A 15,395-nucleotide genomic window follows, 5' to 3' on the forward strand; every position below is an offset into this window, starting at 1 on the left:
ACTATCTGTGTCGACCAATACCCCACGTTAATCAACAGTCCATGTTGACTAATAACATGTTGACTAATAAGGAGTGCCGCTGTTTTGAATGTGCTGATGTTTACTAACACCTATTTGCCCATTGTTGGGGGAGTTAGCGAGTCAGTACAGCGGCTCAAACGGCAGCTGCAAGCTAGCGGGCACGGTGTGTTAGTAGTCGCTCCGCGCTTGAAGAACCAGCCTGAGCAGGAAGAAGATGTGGTGCGCGTGGCAGCGGTTCAGCAGTTCAATGGTAGTGATTTTTCTCTACCGGTGCCGATTGCAGGCCAGCTCTTTGAGGCCATTGAAGCGTTCGAGCCAGATATTGTGCACTCCCACCATCCTTTTTTGTTGGGTGACACTGCGGCCCGAGCCGCAGAAACTTACGGTTTACCGCTGGTGTTTACCCATCACACGCTATACGAGCATTACACTCACTATGTGCCAGGTGACTCGCCACGAATGCAACGTTTTGCCATTGCCTTGGCGACACAGTACACCTGGCTGTGCGATCGAGTGATTGCCCCGAGTGAAAGTATTCGTCAATTGCTGATTCAGCGTGAGGCCAACCCGGCAATAGATGTGGTGCCCAGTGGCGTCGACACGGCCCGCTTTTCTCAAGGCGACGGTCAAACATTGCGTCAAACCCTGGCGATTGCCGATGATGCTTGTGTGTTTGGCCACACCGGCCGACTAGCACGGGAAAAAAACTTACCGTTTCTGGCCGAGGCCGTATGCCGAGCGTTGGTTAAGCAGCCACAGGCGCATTTTCTGATAGTGGGTGATGGTTTGGCCGTTGATGAGATGCAGCGTATTGCACACGCTTATGCTGTTGAGCAACGCGTACATTTTACCGGTTCGCTGCACGGCCAGGCATTGATTAATGCGTATCATGCCATGGATGTTTTTGCTTTTGCTTCGCATAGTGAAACCCAGGGAATGGTGATTGTTGAGGCAATGGCTGCAGGTCTGCCTGTTGTTGCCATACAAGCCCCTGGGGTGACGGAAGTTATAGAGGATGGTTATAACGGTAAGTTGCTGGCGAATGATGATGCCGAGGAAATGGCTGCAACGTTGCAGACGTTCTGCGAGCCAACGTATCGCGAGACAATGAGCCGATGGGCGAAAGCCACGGCAGAGGATTATGACGAGCAACAGTGTGCTGAGCGCTGTTTGGCACTGTATCGCGATGTAATTGCCCAGGGTGGGCCTTTTACTCACGCTGACGACGGTGGTTGGGATCGAGTGCGAAGTCGTTTGGAGGCTGAGTGGCAGATGCTGCGCTACCGTGGGCGGCTATTGCGGCATTTAGTTCAGGAAGAATGGCATCAGGAGCGCCCAGACTGGTGGCCGGGCACACCGCGAGATGACACCGAACGTCTACCATAGAAGCGGCGTGTTTATTTTTGACGTTGGGTGGCTCAGCGCTTGAGGAGCCATAATATGGCAAGGCCGACGACTAACCCGATGATGGCCAAGATCACATCTCGATGGTTTGTCGCTGTCGTTAGTTCACCGAGTTGGCTGCCTAACAGTGTGACAGCAGCAAGCCCAGGCGCAATACCCAGTAGTGAGCCGACCATGTAGTCACGAAAGCGCAGATGAAAAGCGCCAGCCATCATGTTTGTCAGCGTGAACGGAGCCAGTGGTAGCAGGTTGATGATCACCATGGTGCGGACTCCGCGCCCGGACAGGTAGCGCGATAGCTTGGTTAGTCGCTGACCGCCGTGTCGCAACAGGGCGTCACGCCCGATTAATCGACCAATCCACCAGTTAAGCATTGAGGCGCTTAAGGTTCCCGCAAGCGCATAGCCGAATCCCCACCAGGGGCCGAACAGCAAGCCAGTTAGTGCGACCATCAGGCTTAGTGGAAACATCACCAGGGAGGCGGCTGCATATGCAGCCATGATGATTAGCACCACTAGAGGGCTGTCCTTCCAGTGTTGTGAGTCTTTCGTTAGCGCTAGCAGGGTGTCCACATCTAAGTGATTCTGCATAGCTAGCCATTGCCACAGTAAACCGAAGCTCAGCAGAGTGGTGATAAAGATGAGCAGTCGTCCGACAGAGCGAGACATGAGTGGTGTGAATCTCCTAAGCGTTAAACGTTGCTGCCAGCTTCTACAGAAATGATGGGGCTATGGCCAAATCGAGCCAGTGGGTCTTGGCGAAAGTAGCGGCGCAGTAAGTCGTACAAGTCGGGGTAGGCGCTGGTTAGCTGTTCGGGAGCGCTGAAGAATATTTCACAAGTGACGGCGAAACACTCACCGGGCAAGCTAGCGGCGTAGGCATCAATAGGGGGCGTTTGACCTCGAGCAAGATGATCCTGTAAGTCATCCCATACGGCGGTATATATTCGGTGCCATTCCTTTGGGCTAATGTCGCTAGACAGCGGAGGATAACCATCAGCATTCAGTGAGTTACGCATATCAATCTTGTGCGCGAACTCGTGGATGAGCACGTTAAAGCCGTTACGGTTACCACTGGCCGCTACGTCTGGCCAGGAAGCCACGACCGGCCCTTGGTAAGATGTTTCTCCGGCGCGCCGGTGCTCATAGTCATGGGTAACCCCATAGGCATCGGTTTGTTTGACCTGACGGCTGAAAGCGCCTGGGAGTATCTGTAGCTCATGCACGTTGGACTGCATATGGCGGTGATCGCTATCGCTCCAGCCCAGCGTGAGTAGACAGATTTGTGCGGCAATGGCCAAACGCTGGTCAGCGGCCAGTTCAATCGAATCTATTAGCTCTGGATGCAGGCTAACGTGTTTGTCGTGTATGAAGCGCCAGGCGCGTTGGCCTAAGTGCTGTGCTTCCTGCTCATTAAGCCCCTTGAGTATCGGTAAGCGCGCCATAGCACGCTGCCACTCTTGTTCAGGAAAAGGGTGGCGTGTGATAAAAAGCCATTGGCGTAGGCGGCGTAGCACCCCGAACATCGCTTAGTGATCCTCTGTGCCGCGGGCACCTGACTTCCAAGACCAGTCGCGTAAACGTAGGTCAAACAAGTCCTTGCGGCGGTCTTTCAGGTTGGTTACCGAGCCTTCGTTGCGCACCATGGTCAGACGTGTCAGATCGAGGTCGGAAAACATGATCATCTCCGTGTTAGGCGTGGTTTCTGAGAGCACGGCGTCGTGAGGAAAGGCGAAATCTGACGGCGAGAAAACCGACGACTGAGCATACTGGATATCCAGGTTCTCAATGGATGGCACGTTGCCCACGCTGCCGCACAGCACTACATAGCACTCGTTCTCGATGGCGCGCGCCTGAGAGCAGTGGCGAACACGGAGATAACCGTTTTTTGTGTCGGTCCAGAACGGCACGAATAAGATGTCCATGTGCTGCTCAGCGAGTAGGCGCGATAGCTCGGGGAACTCGACATCGTAGCAGATCTGTATGCCAACTCGGCCGGCATCAGTGTCAAATACCTGTAAGTCGTCGCCGCCTTCAACAACCCAGTCACGCCGCTCTTGGGGAGTAATGTGCAGCTTTGATTGACAATCGATAGAACCATCGCGATGGCACAGGTAAGAGACATTATATAAGCGGTCGTCTTCACCCACTTCAACCATGGAGCCGGCTACGATGTTAATGTTGTATGACACCGCCATGCGTGAGAGCTCGGTCTTAAAGCGTTCGGTAAAGCTGGCCAGAAAACGGATGGCAGCGTGTTGATCCTGTTGGGCAGCGCGGTCTTGAAGTCCCATTAACGGTGCGTTGAATAATTCTGGAAACACCGCAAAATCACTTTTGTAATCAGACAGCGCATCAACGAAGTACTCAACTTGTTGCAAGACGGCTTCCACGGAATCAAATTCGCGCATCTGCCATTGCACCGCGCCAACCCGCACCTGAGTTTTTCGCGACTCTAGGATGAGGTCTGCGGGTTCGTACAAAAAATTGTTCCATTCCAACAAGGTGGCATAGCCTTGGGATTTGTCATCTTCAGGCAAATAGTTGCGTAGCAGGCGTTTGACCTGAAATTCATTGGCCAATTGGAAAGAAAGAATGGGGTCGTAAATTTCTTTACGCGTTACTTGGTCGATGAACTGTGTCGGTGACATGCTATCGGCGTAAGCGTGGTATTGAGGGATGCGGCCCCCTGCCAGAATGGCCCGCAGGTTGAGGCTACGGCAAAGTTCTTTGCGAGCATCGTACAAGCGCCTTCCTAGGCGGTAGCCGCGATAGGACGGGTGGATCAACACGTCTAGCCCATACATCGCATCACCTGTCGGGCTATCGAGAATTACCTCGCGTGTACCGATGAGGTCATTGTAGCGGTGTGGGTTGGTAAACTCATCGTAAGACACTCGAACGGTCAGGGCGATGCCAACTAGCCGGTCATCATCCTCGATAGCAATTTGGCCATCGGGAAAAGAGCTAATTAAGGTATCCATGGTGTGCTTTGACCAAGCACCGCCGAGATCGTTGTAAACCGCGTCCATCAAGGTCTCGAGCTGGGAGTAGTCGTCGCTGGTCAAATTACGCAGAGTCAGCTGTAGGTCATCGAGGGCCATGGTAAAAGTTCCGAGACGGTATATGAGAGTGCCAGTTTAGCATTTGCACTGACCTGCCTGTCAGCGTGGTTGATGAACCATAAGCTAATCAAACATAGTGGCAATACTTGCCTTGGCAACTTGTGCATCCTGGTCTGCCTTGACGCCGGATACACCAACGCCACCAACGACCTGGCCTTCAATGACAATAGGCACACCGCCTTCCAATAGCCCATGTAATGGTGCCGATAAAAAGGCATTGCGCCCGTTATTGATCATTTCTTCAAAAAACTGAGTTTCTTTGTGGCTGAAGGCTGCTGTGCGGGCTTTTTGTGCGCTGATCATTGCCGTCATGGGCGCCGCGCCGTCTAACCTGCGTAAGCCGACTAATTCACCGCTGTCATCAACCACTGAAACGGTGATCTTCCAGCCGTTTTGCTGAGCTTTCTGTTGGGCCGTATTCAGGATGGCATTAACTTCCGCAAGGCCAAGAATAAACTTCTGTTGCATGTAATTCTCCTTTTTATAGTAAGTTGTTGAGCAGAGAAGCATCGCCTGCCAAGAGCGAAAGTCATCAGCCTGGCTGAGCGTTAGGGTCTGTCATAAACCATTGAGCTTACTGTTAGCCAGCAGCACTGACAACTGACTCGCGCCTGGTGAAAATAGATAGCTCAACGGTGTTGCTATAGCTGCAACTCTGTTGAGAGCATACTGTTTAGAGTGAGGTCGAGCAGGTTTGGGAAGAAAAGTGGCCTGCATATGTTGCATTGCACAAAAATAGCGTCTATGCTGCATGGCAACATGGATGGTTGCCGATATGGAACGGTTTCCGTTGTGACCAACGTTGTTATAAACGTTACTGTAAACAAAGGGGCAGGCCGGTTGGTTGTGACGCCCGCCCGAGCCATTATGCGATGCGAGGAGTTACCCAATGTCTAATGATATGTCTAACAAATTTACCGAGCAGCTTGAAGAAATGATGGTATCGCCGCTGCGTGGTATTGGTGCAATGAACCTTGAATTCACCGAAAAAATGGTAAATGCCCAGCTTGATTCGGCGCGAGCGATGGCAGACCTAGGCCTGGCTCAGGCGCGTGTCTGGCTTGAAGTCAAAGATGCTGACGGTTTCAAACAGGCTGTTGAGAGCCAGCAGAAAGCGGCACAACAAGCCGGTGAGCGTTTAAAGAAAGACTCAGAAGCGCTGATGAGTCTGAGTCAAGACTACCTGCAGAAGGGGCAGAAAATGACCGAAGAGCAGGGTAAAAAAGTACAGAAGGCGGCTGATGAGCAGGTTAAGTCAGCCGGTAAGCGCTAAGTTTGATGGACTGAAGGCCGCTTAATTCGCCGCTTTGGTCAATGATTCTGGCAAGTGAATGGCCTTAGGGCCTTGGAAGCCACCGCACTGCGGTGGCTTTTTTTCGTGTGTGTTATCCAGCGGGTTGTTGCGCCCCATTATTGCGTTGTCGCCGCTTTCTTTGGGCAACTGGCAGAGCTTTCTTGGTTTTTTCTTAAGACACTTTTATGAACTACAGTTCTCTCTTCATATTGTAGACAAAAAAATTGATTTTAAGTATACAGTTTTGGTGTGTATGGTAGACAAGGGCTGCGATACCGCCATAACCCAGCGCGTGTTGTTGCCTCTGCGCGTCATGGACGCGAATCTCAAATAATTACAGAAAATGGGGATTCACTGATGAGCACTGGTACCAATGTGCCGCAAAAAGCCGCCTTAGCTTCTTTTGTGGCGTGTGCAGTACTCTTTTCCGGCAGCCTTCAGGCAGCAACGTTTAGCGACACTCATGTCGGTTATCGCTACGGCACGCAATTTACTGAGCCGAATAACCGAAAAAAGGTCACCAAGCATATACTTAGCCTTAGTCACGTCAGTGGTTACTCGCTAGGCCAGAATTTTTTTAACCTAGACGTGCTGCAGTCAGACAGCGCCGACCCTTCAAGTGGAAATGATGACAATGGAGCAACTGAGGCATATTTGACATATCGCCACCAGCTTCATTACGGGAAGGTGTTTGGCGAACCTTTGGCGTTTGGTCCAGTGAAAGATATGGCCTTAAGTGCTGGCGTTGATCTTAATACCAAAAACACCACTTTCGCGCCACGCAAGCGCCAGGTAGTCATTGGTCCTACCTTCAAGTTTGATGTGCCAAGAGGGTTTGTTGATCTCAGTCTGTTCTATTCTCGGGAGTGGAACCATTGCGGGTTACCGCCCTGTGGTGCCCCAGGTAACAGTAATGACATCCTGTTCGATCCGTATTACCAGATTAACTTGGCTTGGGGGCTGCCGTTCGACGTGGGGACTGTGCCCATGACATTTAACGGCTTCTATAACTACAACGGCAAGAAAGGGGATGACTACTTTGGCGTGGCTACCAAGCCCGAACAGTTGATGCGTACCGCTTTGTTGGCTGATGTGGGCAAGCTAGCCTGGGGAGAGAGCAATACGCTGTGGGGAGGTGTCGGTTATGAGTACTGGCGAAATAAGTTTGGTAACCACGACAAACCCGGTGTGGATACCGATGCACTGACATTCAACCTTGAGTGGCATTTCTGACGGTGTTATCGCTAGTAACAACAATAACTGTATACAACTTTGTGTCTAAATGATGACAGTTTGTTGGTTATCAGTAAGCAACTGTTGTATTCAGTAGTGACTGACAACAAATCCTTGGATAGTCCCATGCAGACAAACATCAAGAATACTTCACTGTTCGACTTTCATGGCAAGCCGTCTTTTCTGAAGGCGCTGCCTCTTTCTTTGCAGCATGTGTTGGCAATGATTGCCGGGGTAATCACGCCACCCATCATTATTGCTGGCGTAGTGGGCAGTACACCACAGGAGAAATTGTTACTGATCCAGATCGCGGTACTGGCATCTGGTGTCTGTACGCTCTTTCATTTGTATGGAGTCTGGAAGTTTGGCGCACGTCTGCCGGCTATCTTTGGTGTGGGTTTTGCTTATGTGCCGACGTTGATTGCTGTGGGTGCTCAGTACGGTATTGGTGGCATTCTGGGGGCGCAGCTGGTTGGTGGTATCACCATGATGGTGGTTGGCTACTTTATTCAATATATTCGCCACCTTTTTCCGCCGGTTGTGGCGGGTACGGTGGTACTGGTTATCGGTTTGTCGCTGTATGACATTGCCGTTAGGTATATGGCGGGCAGCGGCAATGTGAACGCACCAAACTTTGGTGACCCAATGAACTGGGTCGTTGGTTTGGTGACGTTACTGACGGTACTTTTTGCCTCGCAGTTTGGTAAGGGGGTGGTCAAGCTGGCTGCGATCATCGTGGGCATTCTGGTGGGCTACTCCTTGGCGCTGGCACTGGGCATGGTCAACTTTGACCCGATACTCAATGCCAGCTGGGTCGCTGTTCCTGAGTTCATGCCGTTTGAGCTTGAGTTTCACACTGGCGCTATCATCTCCATGGTGGTGATTTGTGTTATCAATTCGGTTCAGACCATTGGTGATCTGTCAGCCACCAGTGTGGGTGGCATGAACCGTGAGCTCAAAACATCAGAGTTGACGGGTGGTTTGCTAGGAAATGGTTTGACCACCGTGCTCAGCTCGTTTTTTGGTGCACTGCCAACCTCCACCTTCAGCCAGAATGTTGGCATTGTTGCTATGACCAAGGTCATCAGCCGCTATGTGTTAGCGATTGCTGGCGTATTCATGGTGCTGGCTGGCCTGAGCCCAAAGTTTGGCGCGGTGATGACGACCATTCCTTATCCTGTGCTGGGAGGTGCCACTATCACGGTATTCGGCATGATTACCATGACAGGCATTCAGTTGCTGATTAAAGATGAGTTGTCAGCCCGTAACATGACTATTGTCGGCTTATCGTTGGCGCTTAGCTTGGGCATCGCCCAAGTACCTGCCGCTATTGCCCAGTTACCTGAAGGCCTAATTAGCGTGATAGGCGGCGCTCCTATTGTTGTGGCGGCGATTACGGCGTTTGTGCTGAACATCGTATTGCCTAAGCACAGCTTGGCTGATGAACAAAAAGAGCGCGAAAATATCGCTAAAGCAGATGCCGAAGCCAGTGCTAAGCACTATGCGCAGGCCTCTGGCAATGCTGAATAACGGTGGCTGAGCCTTTGGTTTACGACAGCTGAGTTTTTTGTTGCGAAATAATACGCCCCAGCCTTTAGTGGCTGGGGCGTATGTGTGCAGAAACCAGGTGGCATTACATCAATGGGTTACTTCTGATCGTTCGCACGAGCCTCCAGGCGGAAAAAGGCGATACGGTTAATTTGTTCGATGACAGTGTGGCGTTCCTGGACGGGGTCATTTTTCAATCGTGTTTCGAACGCTTCAAGAATAATGTGGCGGTTGCTGCCTTTTACTGCCATCACAAAAGGAAAGTCGAAACGCGCTTTATAGGCAGTATTCAGGTGTTCGAAGCGAGCCATTTCTTCAGGTGTGCACTGGTCAAGGCCAGCGCCTGCTTGTTCCTGGGTTGAGTCGTCGGTGAGGTCGCCGGCAATTGCTGCTTTACCGGCAAGGTCTGGGTGAGCACGAACTACTGCAAGTTGTTTTTCCGGCGAAGCGCTGGATAGCACACTGCCCATCAGTTGGGCGAGTTCAGCGGGTTGGTCGTGTTTTTCTTCTAAGCCACGTTCCCACGCTAGTTCGGCCACCCAGGGTGAATGCTCATAGATTTCACCGAAATTAGCGACAAATGTCGCTTTGTCCATCTGGCTGGGGCGAGGTGTTAAGGCATTGATTGTCATTGTGGTGCTCCGCGTCGGCAAGTGAACAGTACGACTAACTGTATACAATAAAATGTTTGAAATGTACTCTTGATGAATATAAAAGTGTATTCATGTGTAGAGGTGAGTGTGGTGACAAGCTATGCTTACTTTCTGAGAATATTTTACCAGACAGCATTGTTGTCGAGATAAACATCATAGGGAGAATATACATGGGACGCCTGACGACTCACGTTCTTGATACTGCTTTGGGATGCCCTGGCAAAGGAATCTTCATTGAGTTGTATCGTATTGACGGTGAAAGTCGCCAAAAACTGGCTGAGGTTGTGACGAATCATGATGGTCGCTGTGATGCGCCCATTCTGGAAGGAGACGATTTCACTACAGGGGAGTATGAGCTGGTGTTTCATGCTGGGGCCTATATGCGTGCCCAAGGGCTCAAGGCCGAAGAGCCGCGCTTTTTGGATGTGATTCCACTGCGCTTTGGTGTATCTGATGCCCGTGAGCATTATCATGTGCCGCTGCTGGTCTCTCCTTATAGCTATTCTACTTATCGTGGCAGCTGATGCTGTTAACTTCGTGACCCAATGACGCTTTGAGCCTGCGTGACGTTTCCAAGCGGGCATTGTGCAAACAACAAGAGACCAGAGCCATGCAAGCTTACCTGTTGGAATTTGCCAACCTCCTGTTGAGGTGGCTTCACGTAATCGCGGCTATCGCCTGGATTGGTGAGTCGATCTACTTTGTCATGTTGGATAATGGATTACGTCCACCCAAGGCAGAAGAAGATAAGAAAAAAGGTGTTTTTGGTGAAATGTGGGCGGTTCATGGTGGTGGTTTCTATCATAACCAGAAATACGCTAGCGCCCCGGAAAAGTTACCCAGTGACCTGCATTGGTCATTCTGGAAAGCCTATACCACGTGGCTGTCGGGCTTTGGTTTGTTCTTGCTGTTGTACGTCTCCAACTCGGGTATCTACCTCGTTAACCCCAATAGTGACTGGGCCTGGGTTGCTGGTTTGAGTTCTTGGCAAGCGAGTTTAGTGGCATTGGCCTTTCTTGCCTCCGGCTGGATTGTGTACAACGAGCTGTGTAAACGCATCAGTCCTAATATGGAGCGCGACGGTATCTTGAGTATTGCCGTTGCTGTCATGATGATTGGGGTTGCCTACCTCAGTACCCACATTTTTCCGGGGCGTGCGGCGTTCTTGTTGTCCGGTGCGGTCATGGCAACGGCCATGTCTGCCAACGTATTCTTCTGGATTATTCCTGGCCAACGCCGCATGGTGAAAGCTATGAAGGCGGGCGAAAAGCCCAACCCGCTTGATGGTAAGCGCGGCAAGCAACGCTCTGTTCATAATACGTATTTCACGTTGCCAGTGGTGCTGTTGATGCTCAGCACACACTACTCGTTCATTTTTTCCCATGAGCTATCGTGGGTTTTGATGGTTTTGTTTATCTTTGCGGGTGCTTTAATTCGCCAGTTCTTTGTGCTGATGCATGCCGGCTACATCAAGCCGGCTTATCCTGCTGCGGGTGTGGCATTGATTTTGATAGCGATCTGGGTCGGCGCACCGAGCAGTACATCCTCTGAAGAGGTCACTACCCTGGAGGGGGGGGCAGGTGAAACCCAATCTATCGAAATAAAAGATGGGGACATGCTGAGTGCCAATGAAGGAATTATTCAGGCGCGTTGCGCTAGCTGTCATGCGGAAAACCCGACGCATGCGGCTTTTGCGGCGGCGCCTGCAGGAATTGTTTTGGACAGCCACGACGCCATACAGCGCCAGATTACACAGATTAAGGATGTTGTTGAAAGCGGCTACATGCCATTGGGCAATATCACCGGGATGACGGAAGGTGAGCGTAATAGTATCGCTCAGTGGTAACGCATTACGTCGATCTATTTGGCATAATCGCCCACCTTAACGGTGGGCGATTATCGTATCGACTCTCATAATACGTATACAATAAACGCAATATAGGGTTTCAATAGGCGATAAAATAATGAGTCAGCGTCAGCCCCGAGCAGGCAATGGTGTAGGTAAAAATGGTGATGGGGCCAAGCGTCACGAAGAGATCTACCACTCTATCAGCACCGCCATCATTGAGCACCGTCTCAAACCCGGCGCGCGGTTGCGTGAAGATGCGCTTGCTGACGTGTTTGGTGTCAGCCGAACGGGTATTCGTAAAATTCTCCAGCGTTTGGCATTGGAGCAGTTGGTGACACTGACACCACGACGTGGTGCCAGCGTGACTCGGCCCACTGCTGATGAGGCGCGAGATGTGTTTGAAGCTCGTCAGATGGTCGAGTGTGGTTTGATGCACAGCGTTGCTCAGCGGGCAACAGCTCGTGATCTTAGTGCGCTGCGTGATATTGCTCAGCGTGAGCATGATGCGTTACGCAGAGGGGAAAGAAGTATCGCCATTAAGCTTTCAGCTGAGTTTCATGGCCGCTTGGCGAGTATTTCAGGAAATACTGCGCTAAGTGATTTTGTTGAAGGGTTGTGCTCGCGTTCTTCGCTGATTTTGGCGGTGTATGGTAACTCTGGCCACCTGGGCTGTGAGTCACATGACCATGATGACCTGATTGGCCTGCTTGAAAACCGGCAGGGAGATAAAGCACAAGCATTTATGAGCAGCCATTTGGACGCGATAGAAGCGTCGCTATCCATTCGTGATGAAGAAGAGGAGTCGCCAGACCTGTATCAGGTGTTTTCTGGCTAAACCTCATGACGGCCCAAGTGTGTTCGCCATAGCCATCGTGTTCACTATGGTTTTATTGTGCGTCTTCAATCGCCTTTAGCGCAGCCCGTGTGGCGGCATTAACGGCTACCAGTAATGGCACATCGAATTGTGGTTGCAGTCTTAGCGCTGAAGCAGAGAGGGGGCCGCCACCCATGATGACTGCTTCTGCAGCGTCCTCAGAGATTGAAAGTTTCACCGCTTCAGCAAGCGCCATGTCTAGCGCTTCAGGAGACAGCACTAGCTCGTTAGGGTCGCCAGGGGTCACTCTGACACCACGGTAAAGTTCTTCGTAGCCCAATGACGCTGCTTTAAGACGAAATGATTCAATCAGGGCTTCGTCTGGCGTAACTGTAACGATGCCGAACTCTCGGCCGCCCCGTGCTGCTTCATGAAAGACTTCTTCTCCGATACCAAAAACAGGGATGTCCACCTCCTCGCGTAACTCTTCAAGGCCGGGGTCGCTGAATGCTGAGACGATAATAGCGGCGACGTTGTCATCCTTAGCTGCCTCTACGCCAACGCCTACCACACCTGGGGTCGCATCAATCATATCTTGTGGCGTCGTCAGCAGTGGTGGGGCTGTGCTATTGCTGCGCTCAATGATGATAGCTTTTCCACTGACTTCGTCTCGAGCCAGGTTGGCCATTGAATGAGTTGCGTTGGTGTTTGAGTTAGGGTTGATCAGAACGATTGCTTTAAGGTTCTCTGGGTTACTTGCTGACGTGGTCGTGGGCTGCTCGGCTTGAGATAGGGAGGTGAATGAAAAAAGGCTGCAGCTTATTAGGACAGGGGCAAATAGCTTACGTTTCATGGGCAACGAAAAGGGGGTTGTCATTATTTTGGCACTCCATTTATTAGTTGTTGTCATGCGTTTTTTGCTTTTTGAGTTTGCCGTGGGCAGGCGAATAGCTCTACCCACGACACCATGCAGCTTATCGGCTGGTCACGTAGACGGTGTCAGCTGATCAGTTGCAAAAACGTTGGCAAGGAGCCCAATAGCGCATAAGCAGCAGGTAGGTCAGGCCGGCTGGAATCAAGCTGGCGTACCAGGACACCTGTGAGAATGAAAGGGCGGCTGCGATGCCGACAACGGTTGCGATCAATGCCGCTGGGTTGAAGCCACGATAAGGGCCGTGTTCGTCATATAGCTTATCGAGGTCTAGAGAGCGGCGACGAATCAGAAAATAATCAACCACCATGACCGCAAAGATCGGACCTAGGAAAGCGGAATACGTTTGTACGAACAGCTGCAGGCCAGCGGCCGACTCATCTTTGACCAGCTCCCACGGGAAGGTGGCAAATGGCAGCAGGCAGACAATAGTGACTGATTTGCGGAAGCTCAGCTTGAAAACGTCCATCAGTACATAGGTGGGAGGTACAACATTATTCAGTACGTTAGTGGTGACCTGGGCAAAAGCAATAAACAGCAGAGTGGTCATTAGCAGAGGCGTATTATCTACTGCGTTGGCAAAGACTTGGATCGGGTCGGCGACGCCTGTTGCTTCAGATACCATGTAGCCGATCAGCCCCATGAATAAGGTGCAAGGCAGGATTGACATCGCATAAATAGTGGTTAGTAAGCCAGGGCCAGAGCCTTTCTTTAGCTCGCGAGCATAGTCGCTAACATTAAGAATCATTGTTGAATAAATGCCTAGGAACAGCATAGTGGCACCCCAGAAGGGTACGCCCCATGAGCCTTCCATCGTCAGCAAGTTGCTAGACAGGACGTCGCCATAGCGCTGAACCGTACTGTAGAACATGTACATCAGTGCCAGCAAAATAAAGCCACTGCCAAAGTTTTCTAGCCATTTGATGCCTTGGAACCCCATGTATGACAAAGCGAGCTGTAAAAACTGAAAGCCAATGAAGAACACGATGAGGTTATCGAAGCCAAACAGAGTTGCAGACACCATGTTGAGTGCGCCCGCGCCAATCCAACTCTGAAAACCAAACCAGACAATTGCGGGAACGGCGCGTACAAGGCCTGGAATCCGAGTGCCTTGGAAGCCGAAAGCGCTACGTGCTTGTACCATGAACGGAATACCGTATTTGTAACCGGCCGCTCCATTCAGCGCTAACGCAATACCAATGATAAAACAGCCAATGGCAATAGCGATTGTCGCCTGGAGTAAGTTCAGAGTACCGACAACGCTGGACCCCATGGTGAAGGTGCCGATGGAGACGCAGCCGCCAAACCAAGCTAAGAGGTAAGAAAAACGTCCCATTATGCGCGTTTCTTGGGGGGCTAGAGATTCTTCTCCGGCACTCTTAGTCGTTGGTGCTTGCTGCTGTGGGCTGGTATTGCTGCCCCCTGTGGGGCTAGAGGTTGGTGTGCTCATAGTGGCCTCTCGGCTTGTGGTTGTTATTTAAAGCTAAATAACCGTGGCATCAGCTGTTGTCAGCGACGCGCCAGGTTGAGTTCGGACAAGTGGGCGAAGCCACCCGTAAAGCGCTTAGGGCGTGGGTAAGCGAGGTCGCCTATTTTGCTGGTTTGCAGGCCGAGTCCAACTAACGCTTCGGCCAGCTTTACTGCGGCTGTTACGCCTTCTATTACGGGCAACCCTACTTCACGGTTAATGGTTTCAGTTAGGTTGGCCATGCCGCCACAGCCCAACACGATGGCACCGATGCCGTCTTCGTCACGGGCGAGACGGCACTCAGCGATGATTTTTTCAAGGGCGCGGTCGCTGTCGTCTTCAAGGTCCAGTACCGGAATTTCGGCGGCGCGTACCCGGCGGCAGTGATGGCGAAAGCCATACTGGTCGAGCAGGTGTTCCGCAATGATGCCGGTGCGAGAGAGGGTAGTGACCACCGAAAAGCGGGTAGCAATTAGCGTCGCCATGTGAAAGGCGGCTTCGGCGATGCCTATTACCGGCGCGTGGGTGGCTTCGCGAGCGGCAAGTAGCCCGGGGTCGCCGAAACAAGCGACGACGTAGGCGTCTACCTGAGCTTCACGATCCACGCGCATGATTTCTTCGAGCACACCCACGGCACTGATAGCTTCATCGAAGTGCCCCTCGATAGAGACTGGGCCGCTAGCAGGGTTTGATGCGCTGACCCGGGTTCCTGGGGCAGCAATCACTTTGCCTGCGTCGGCAATTGTCTCTGTCATGTCTAACGTGGTGTTGGGGTTAATCAGGTGAATATGCATGCGGAGTGCTCTTGTGAACTAAGTTTTGTATCTTTGTACACAAAGTATCTCGTTATTAAATGCGATGCAAGGGCCGGATACGGGAGGTGTATTGATATTTAATTCGTTCAAAAACAATAGATTGGTGTGTTTTTTTGCGTTAATAGCTGTTTTTTCTGGCAGTGATTAGTGAGAAAATTCACACACTTTTAAAAAGTGTACTTATTTTTTTTATGTAATGTATACAATATGTTTTTTGTTGAGCCGACCTTGTTTTGCTAGT

Annotated in this window: 15 protein-coding genes; 7 read left to right on the plus strand and 8 right to left on the minus strand. The window is 51.3% G+C overall.

The features are described 5' to 3' along the window. Positions 1-90 precede the first annotated feature (90 nt). Positions 91-1,407, plus strand: a complete 1,317-nt coding sequence (locus H616_RS14805; protein ID WP_240470590.1) for a glycosyltransferase — start codon at positions 91-93, stop codon at positions 1,405-1,407. A 32-nt stretch (positions 1,408-1,439) separates the two neighbouring features. On the opposite strand, the gene H616_RS0110740 is transcribed toward H616_RS14805, so the two are convergent. From H616_RS0110740 to H616_RS0110755, 4 genes are all read right to left on the minus strand, one after another. Further along, the gene (locus tag H616_RS0110740) at positions 1,440-2,093 is read right to left on the minus strand and encodes a TVP38/TMEM64 family protein (RefSeq protein WP_027967364.1); all 654 of its coding nucleotides are present in this window, start codon (positions 2,091-2,093) and stop codon (positions 1,440-1,442) included. Between the two features lie 23 nt (positions 2,094-2,116). Next, entirely contained in the window at positions 2,117-2,950 is an 834-nt protein-coding gene (locus H616_RS0110745) for a M90 family metallopeptidase (protein WP_027967365.1), read from the minus strand. Positions 2,951-2,953: 3 nt separating this feature from the next. Continuing rightward, positions 2,954-4,528 carry a bifunctional GNAT family N-acetyltransferase/carbon-nitrogen hydrolase family protein gene (locus H616_RS0110750; RefSeq protein WP_027967366.1) on the minus strand — a complete coding sequence of 525 codons (1,575 nt, stop codon included), beginning with the start codon at positions 4,526-4,528 and terminating at the stop codon, positions 2,954-2,956. 84 nt (positions 4,529-4,612) lie between these two features. Beyond that, entirely contained in the window at positions 4,613-5,017 is a 405-nt protein-coding gene (locus tag H616_RS0110755) for a heme-binding protein (protein ID WP_027967367.1), read from the minus strand. 421 nt (positions 5,018-5,438) lie between these two features. Here H616_RS0110755 and H616_RS0110760 point away from each other — a divergent pair, with 421 nt between their 5' ends. From H616_RS0110760 to H616_RS0110775, 3 genes are all read left to right on the plus strand, one after another. Next, a complete protein-coding gene (locus H616_RS0110760) occupies positions 5,439-5,822 on the plus strand; it encodes a phasin family protein (RefSeq protein ID WP_027967368.1) in 384 nt (127 codons plus the stop codon). A 378-nt stretch (positions 5,823-6,200) separates the two neighbouring features. After that, a complete protein-coding gene (locus H616_RS0110770) occupies positions 6,201-7,076 on the plus strand; it encodes a hypothetical protein (protein ID WP_035573021.1) in 876 nt (291 codons plus the stop codon). Between the two features lie 126 nt (positions 7,077-7,202). Further along, entirely contained in the window at positions 7,203-8,606 is a 1,404-nt protein-coding gene (locus tag H616_RS0110775; protein WP_035573023.1) for a uracil-xanthine permease family protein, read from the plus strand. 116 nt (positions 8,607-8,722) lie between these two features. Here H616_RS0110775 and uraD read toward each other — a convergent pair whose 3' ends face one another. Further along, positions 8,723-9,256, minus strand: a complete 534-nt coding sequence (uraD, locus tag H616_RS0110780) for a 2-oxo-4-hydroxy-4-carboxy-5-ureidoimidazoline decarboxylase (RefSeq protein WP_027967372.1) — start codon at positions 9,254-9,256, stop codon at positions 8,723-8,725. A gap of 191 nt (positions 9,257-9,447) precedes the next feature. On the opposite strand from uraD, the gene uraH reads away from it, so the two are divergent. The 3 genes from uraH (at position 9,448) to H616_RS0110795 (ending at position 11,961) form a co-directional block, all read left to right on the plus strand. Beyond that, complete coding sequence (gene uraH, locus H616_RS0110785; protein ID WP_027967373.1) at positions 9,448-9,801, plus strand: hydroxyisourate hydrolase; 354 nt, start codon at positions 9,448-9,450, stop codon at positions 9,799-9,801. An 86-nt stretch (positions 9,802-9,887) separates the two neighbouring features. Then, complete coding sequence (locus tag H616_RS0110790; protein WP_027967374.1) at positions 9,888-11,123, plus strand: urate hydroxylase PuuD; 1,236 nt, start codon at positions 9,888-9,890, stop codon at positions 11,121-11,123. Between the two features lie 118 nt (positions 11,124-11,241). Further along, a complete protein-coding gene (locus tag H616_RS0110795) occupies positions 11,242-11,961 on the plus strand; it encodes a GntR family transcriptional regulator (protein ID WP_027967375.1) in 720 nt (239 codons plus the stop codon). A 52-nt stretch (positions 11,962-12,013) separates the two neighbouring features. Here H616_RS0110795 and H616_RS0110800 read toward each other — a convergent pair whose 3' ends face one another. The 3 genes from H616_RS0110800 to H616_RS0110810 all read right to left on the minus strand — a co-directional run bounded on the left by H616_RS0110800 (position 12,014) and on the right by H616_RS0110810 (position 15,133). Next, positions 12,014-12,817: an aspartate/glutamate racemase family protein gene (locus tag H616_RS0110800; RefSeq protein ID WP_205619082.1), complete on the minus strand. Its 804-nt coding sequence runs from the start codon at positions 12,815-12,817 to the stop codon at positions 12,014-12,016. Between the two features lie 130 nt (positions 12,818-12,947). Further along, positions 12,948-14,321, minus strand: coding sequence for an NCS1 family transporter (locus tag H616_RS0110805; RefSeq protein WP_027967377.1), 1,374 nt, complete (start codon positions 14,319-14,321; stop codon positions 12,948-12,950). A gap of 59 nt (positions 14,322-14,380) precedes the next feature. Then, entirely contained in the window at positions 14,381-15,133 is a 753-nt protein-coding gene (locus tag H616_RS0110810; protein ID WP_027967378.1) for an aspartate/glutamate racemase family protein, read from the minus strand. Positions 15,134-15,395 lie beyond the last annotated feature (262 nt).

The organism is Halomonas halocynthiae DSM 14573 (genome assembly GCF_000425725.1).
Taxonomy (GTDB): domain Bacteria; phylum Pseudomonadota; class Gammaproteobacteria; order Pseudomonadales; family Halomonadaceae; genus Halomonas; species Halomonas halocynthiae.

Coding starts and splice junctions, on each gene's coding strand:
- H616_RS0110805 (WP_027967377.1), bottom strand. CDS start 14,321: ATGAGCACACCAACCTCTAGCCCCACAGGGGGCAGCAATACCAGCCCA.
- H616_RS0110775 (WP_035573023.1), top strand. CDS start 7,203: ATGCAGACAAACATCAAGAATACTTCACTGTTCGACTTTCATGGCAAG.
- H616_RS0110755 (WP_027967367.1), bottom strand. CDS start 5,017: ATGCAACAGAAGTTTATTCTTGGCCTTGCGGAAGTTAATGCCATCCTG.
- H616_RS0110740 (WP_027967364.1), bottom strand. CDS start 2,093: ATGTCTCGCTCTGTCGGACGACTGCTCATCTTTATCACCACTCTGCTG.
- uraD (WP_027967372.1), bottom strand. CDS start 9,256: ATGACAATCAATGCCTTAACACCTCGCCCCAGCCAGATGGACAAAGCG.
- H616_RS0110745 (WP_027967365.1), bottom strand. CDS start 2,950: ATGTTCGGGGTGCTACGCCGCCTACGCCAATGGCTTTTTATCACACGC.
- H616_RS0110800 (WP_205619082.1), bottom strand. CDS start 12,817: ATGACAACCCCCTTTTCGTTGCCCATGAAACGTAAGCTATTTGCCCCT.
- H616_RS0110810 (WP_027967378.1), bottom strand. CDS start 15,133: ATGCATATTCACCTGATTAACCCCAACACCACGTTAGACATGACAGAG.
- H616_RS0110770 (WP_035573021.1), top strand. CDS start 6,201: ATGAGCACTGGTACCAATGTGCCGCAAAAAGCCGCCTTAGCTTCTTTT.
- H616_RS0110760 (WP_027967368.1), top strand. CDS start 5,439: ATGTCTAATGATATGTCTAACAAATTTACCGAGCAGCTTGAAGAAATG.
- H616_RS0110795 (WP_027967375.1), top strand. CDS start 11,242: ATGAGTCAGCGTCAGCCCCGAGCAGGCAATGGTGTAGGTAAAAATGGT.
- uraH (WP_027967373.1), top strand. CDS start 9,448: ATGGGACGCCTGACGACTCACGTTCTTGATACTGCTTTGGGATGCCCT.
- H616_RS0110790 (WP_027967374.1), top strand. CDS start 9,888: ATGCAAGCTTACCTGTTGGAATTTGCCAACCTCCTGTTGAGGTGGCTT.
- H616_RS0110750 (WP_027967366.1), bottom strand. CDS start 4,528: ATGGCCCTCGATGACCTACAGCTGACTCTGCGTAATTTGACCAGCGAC.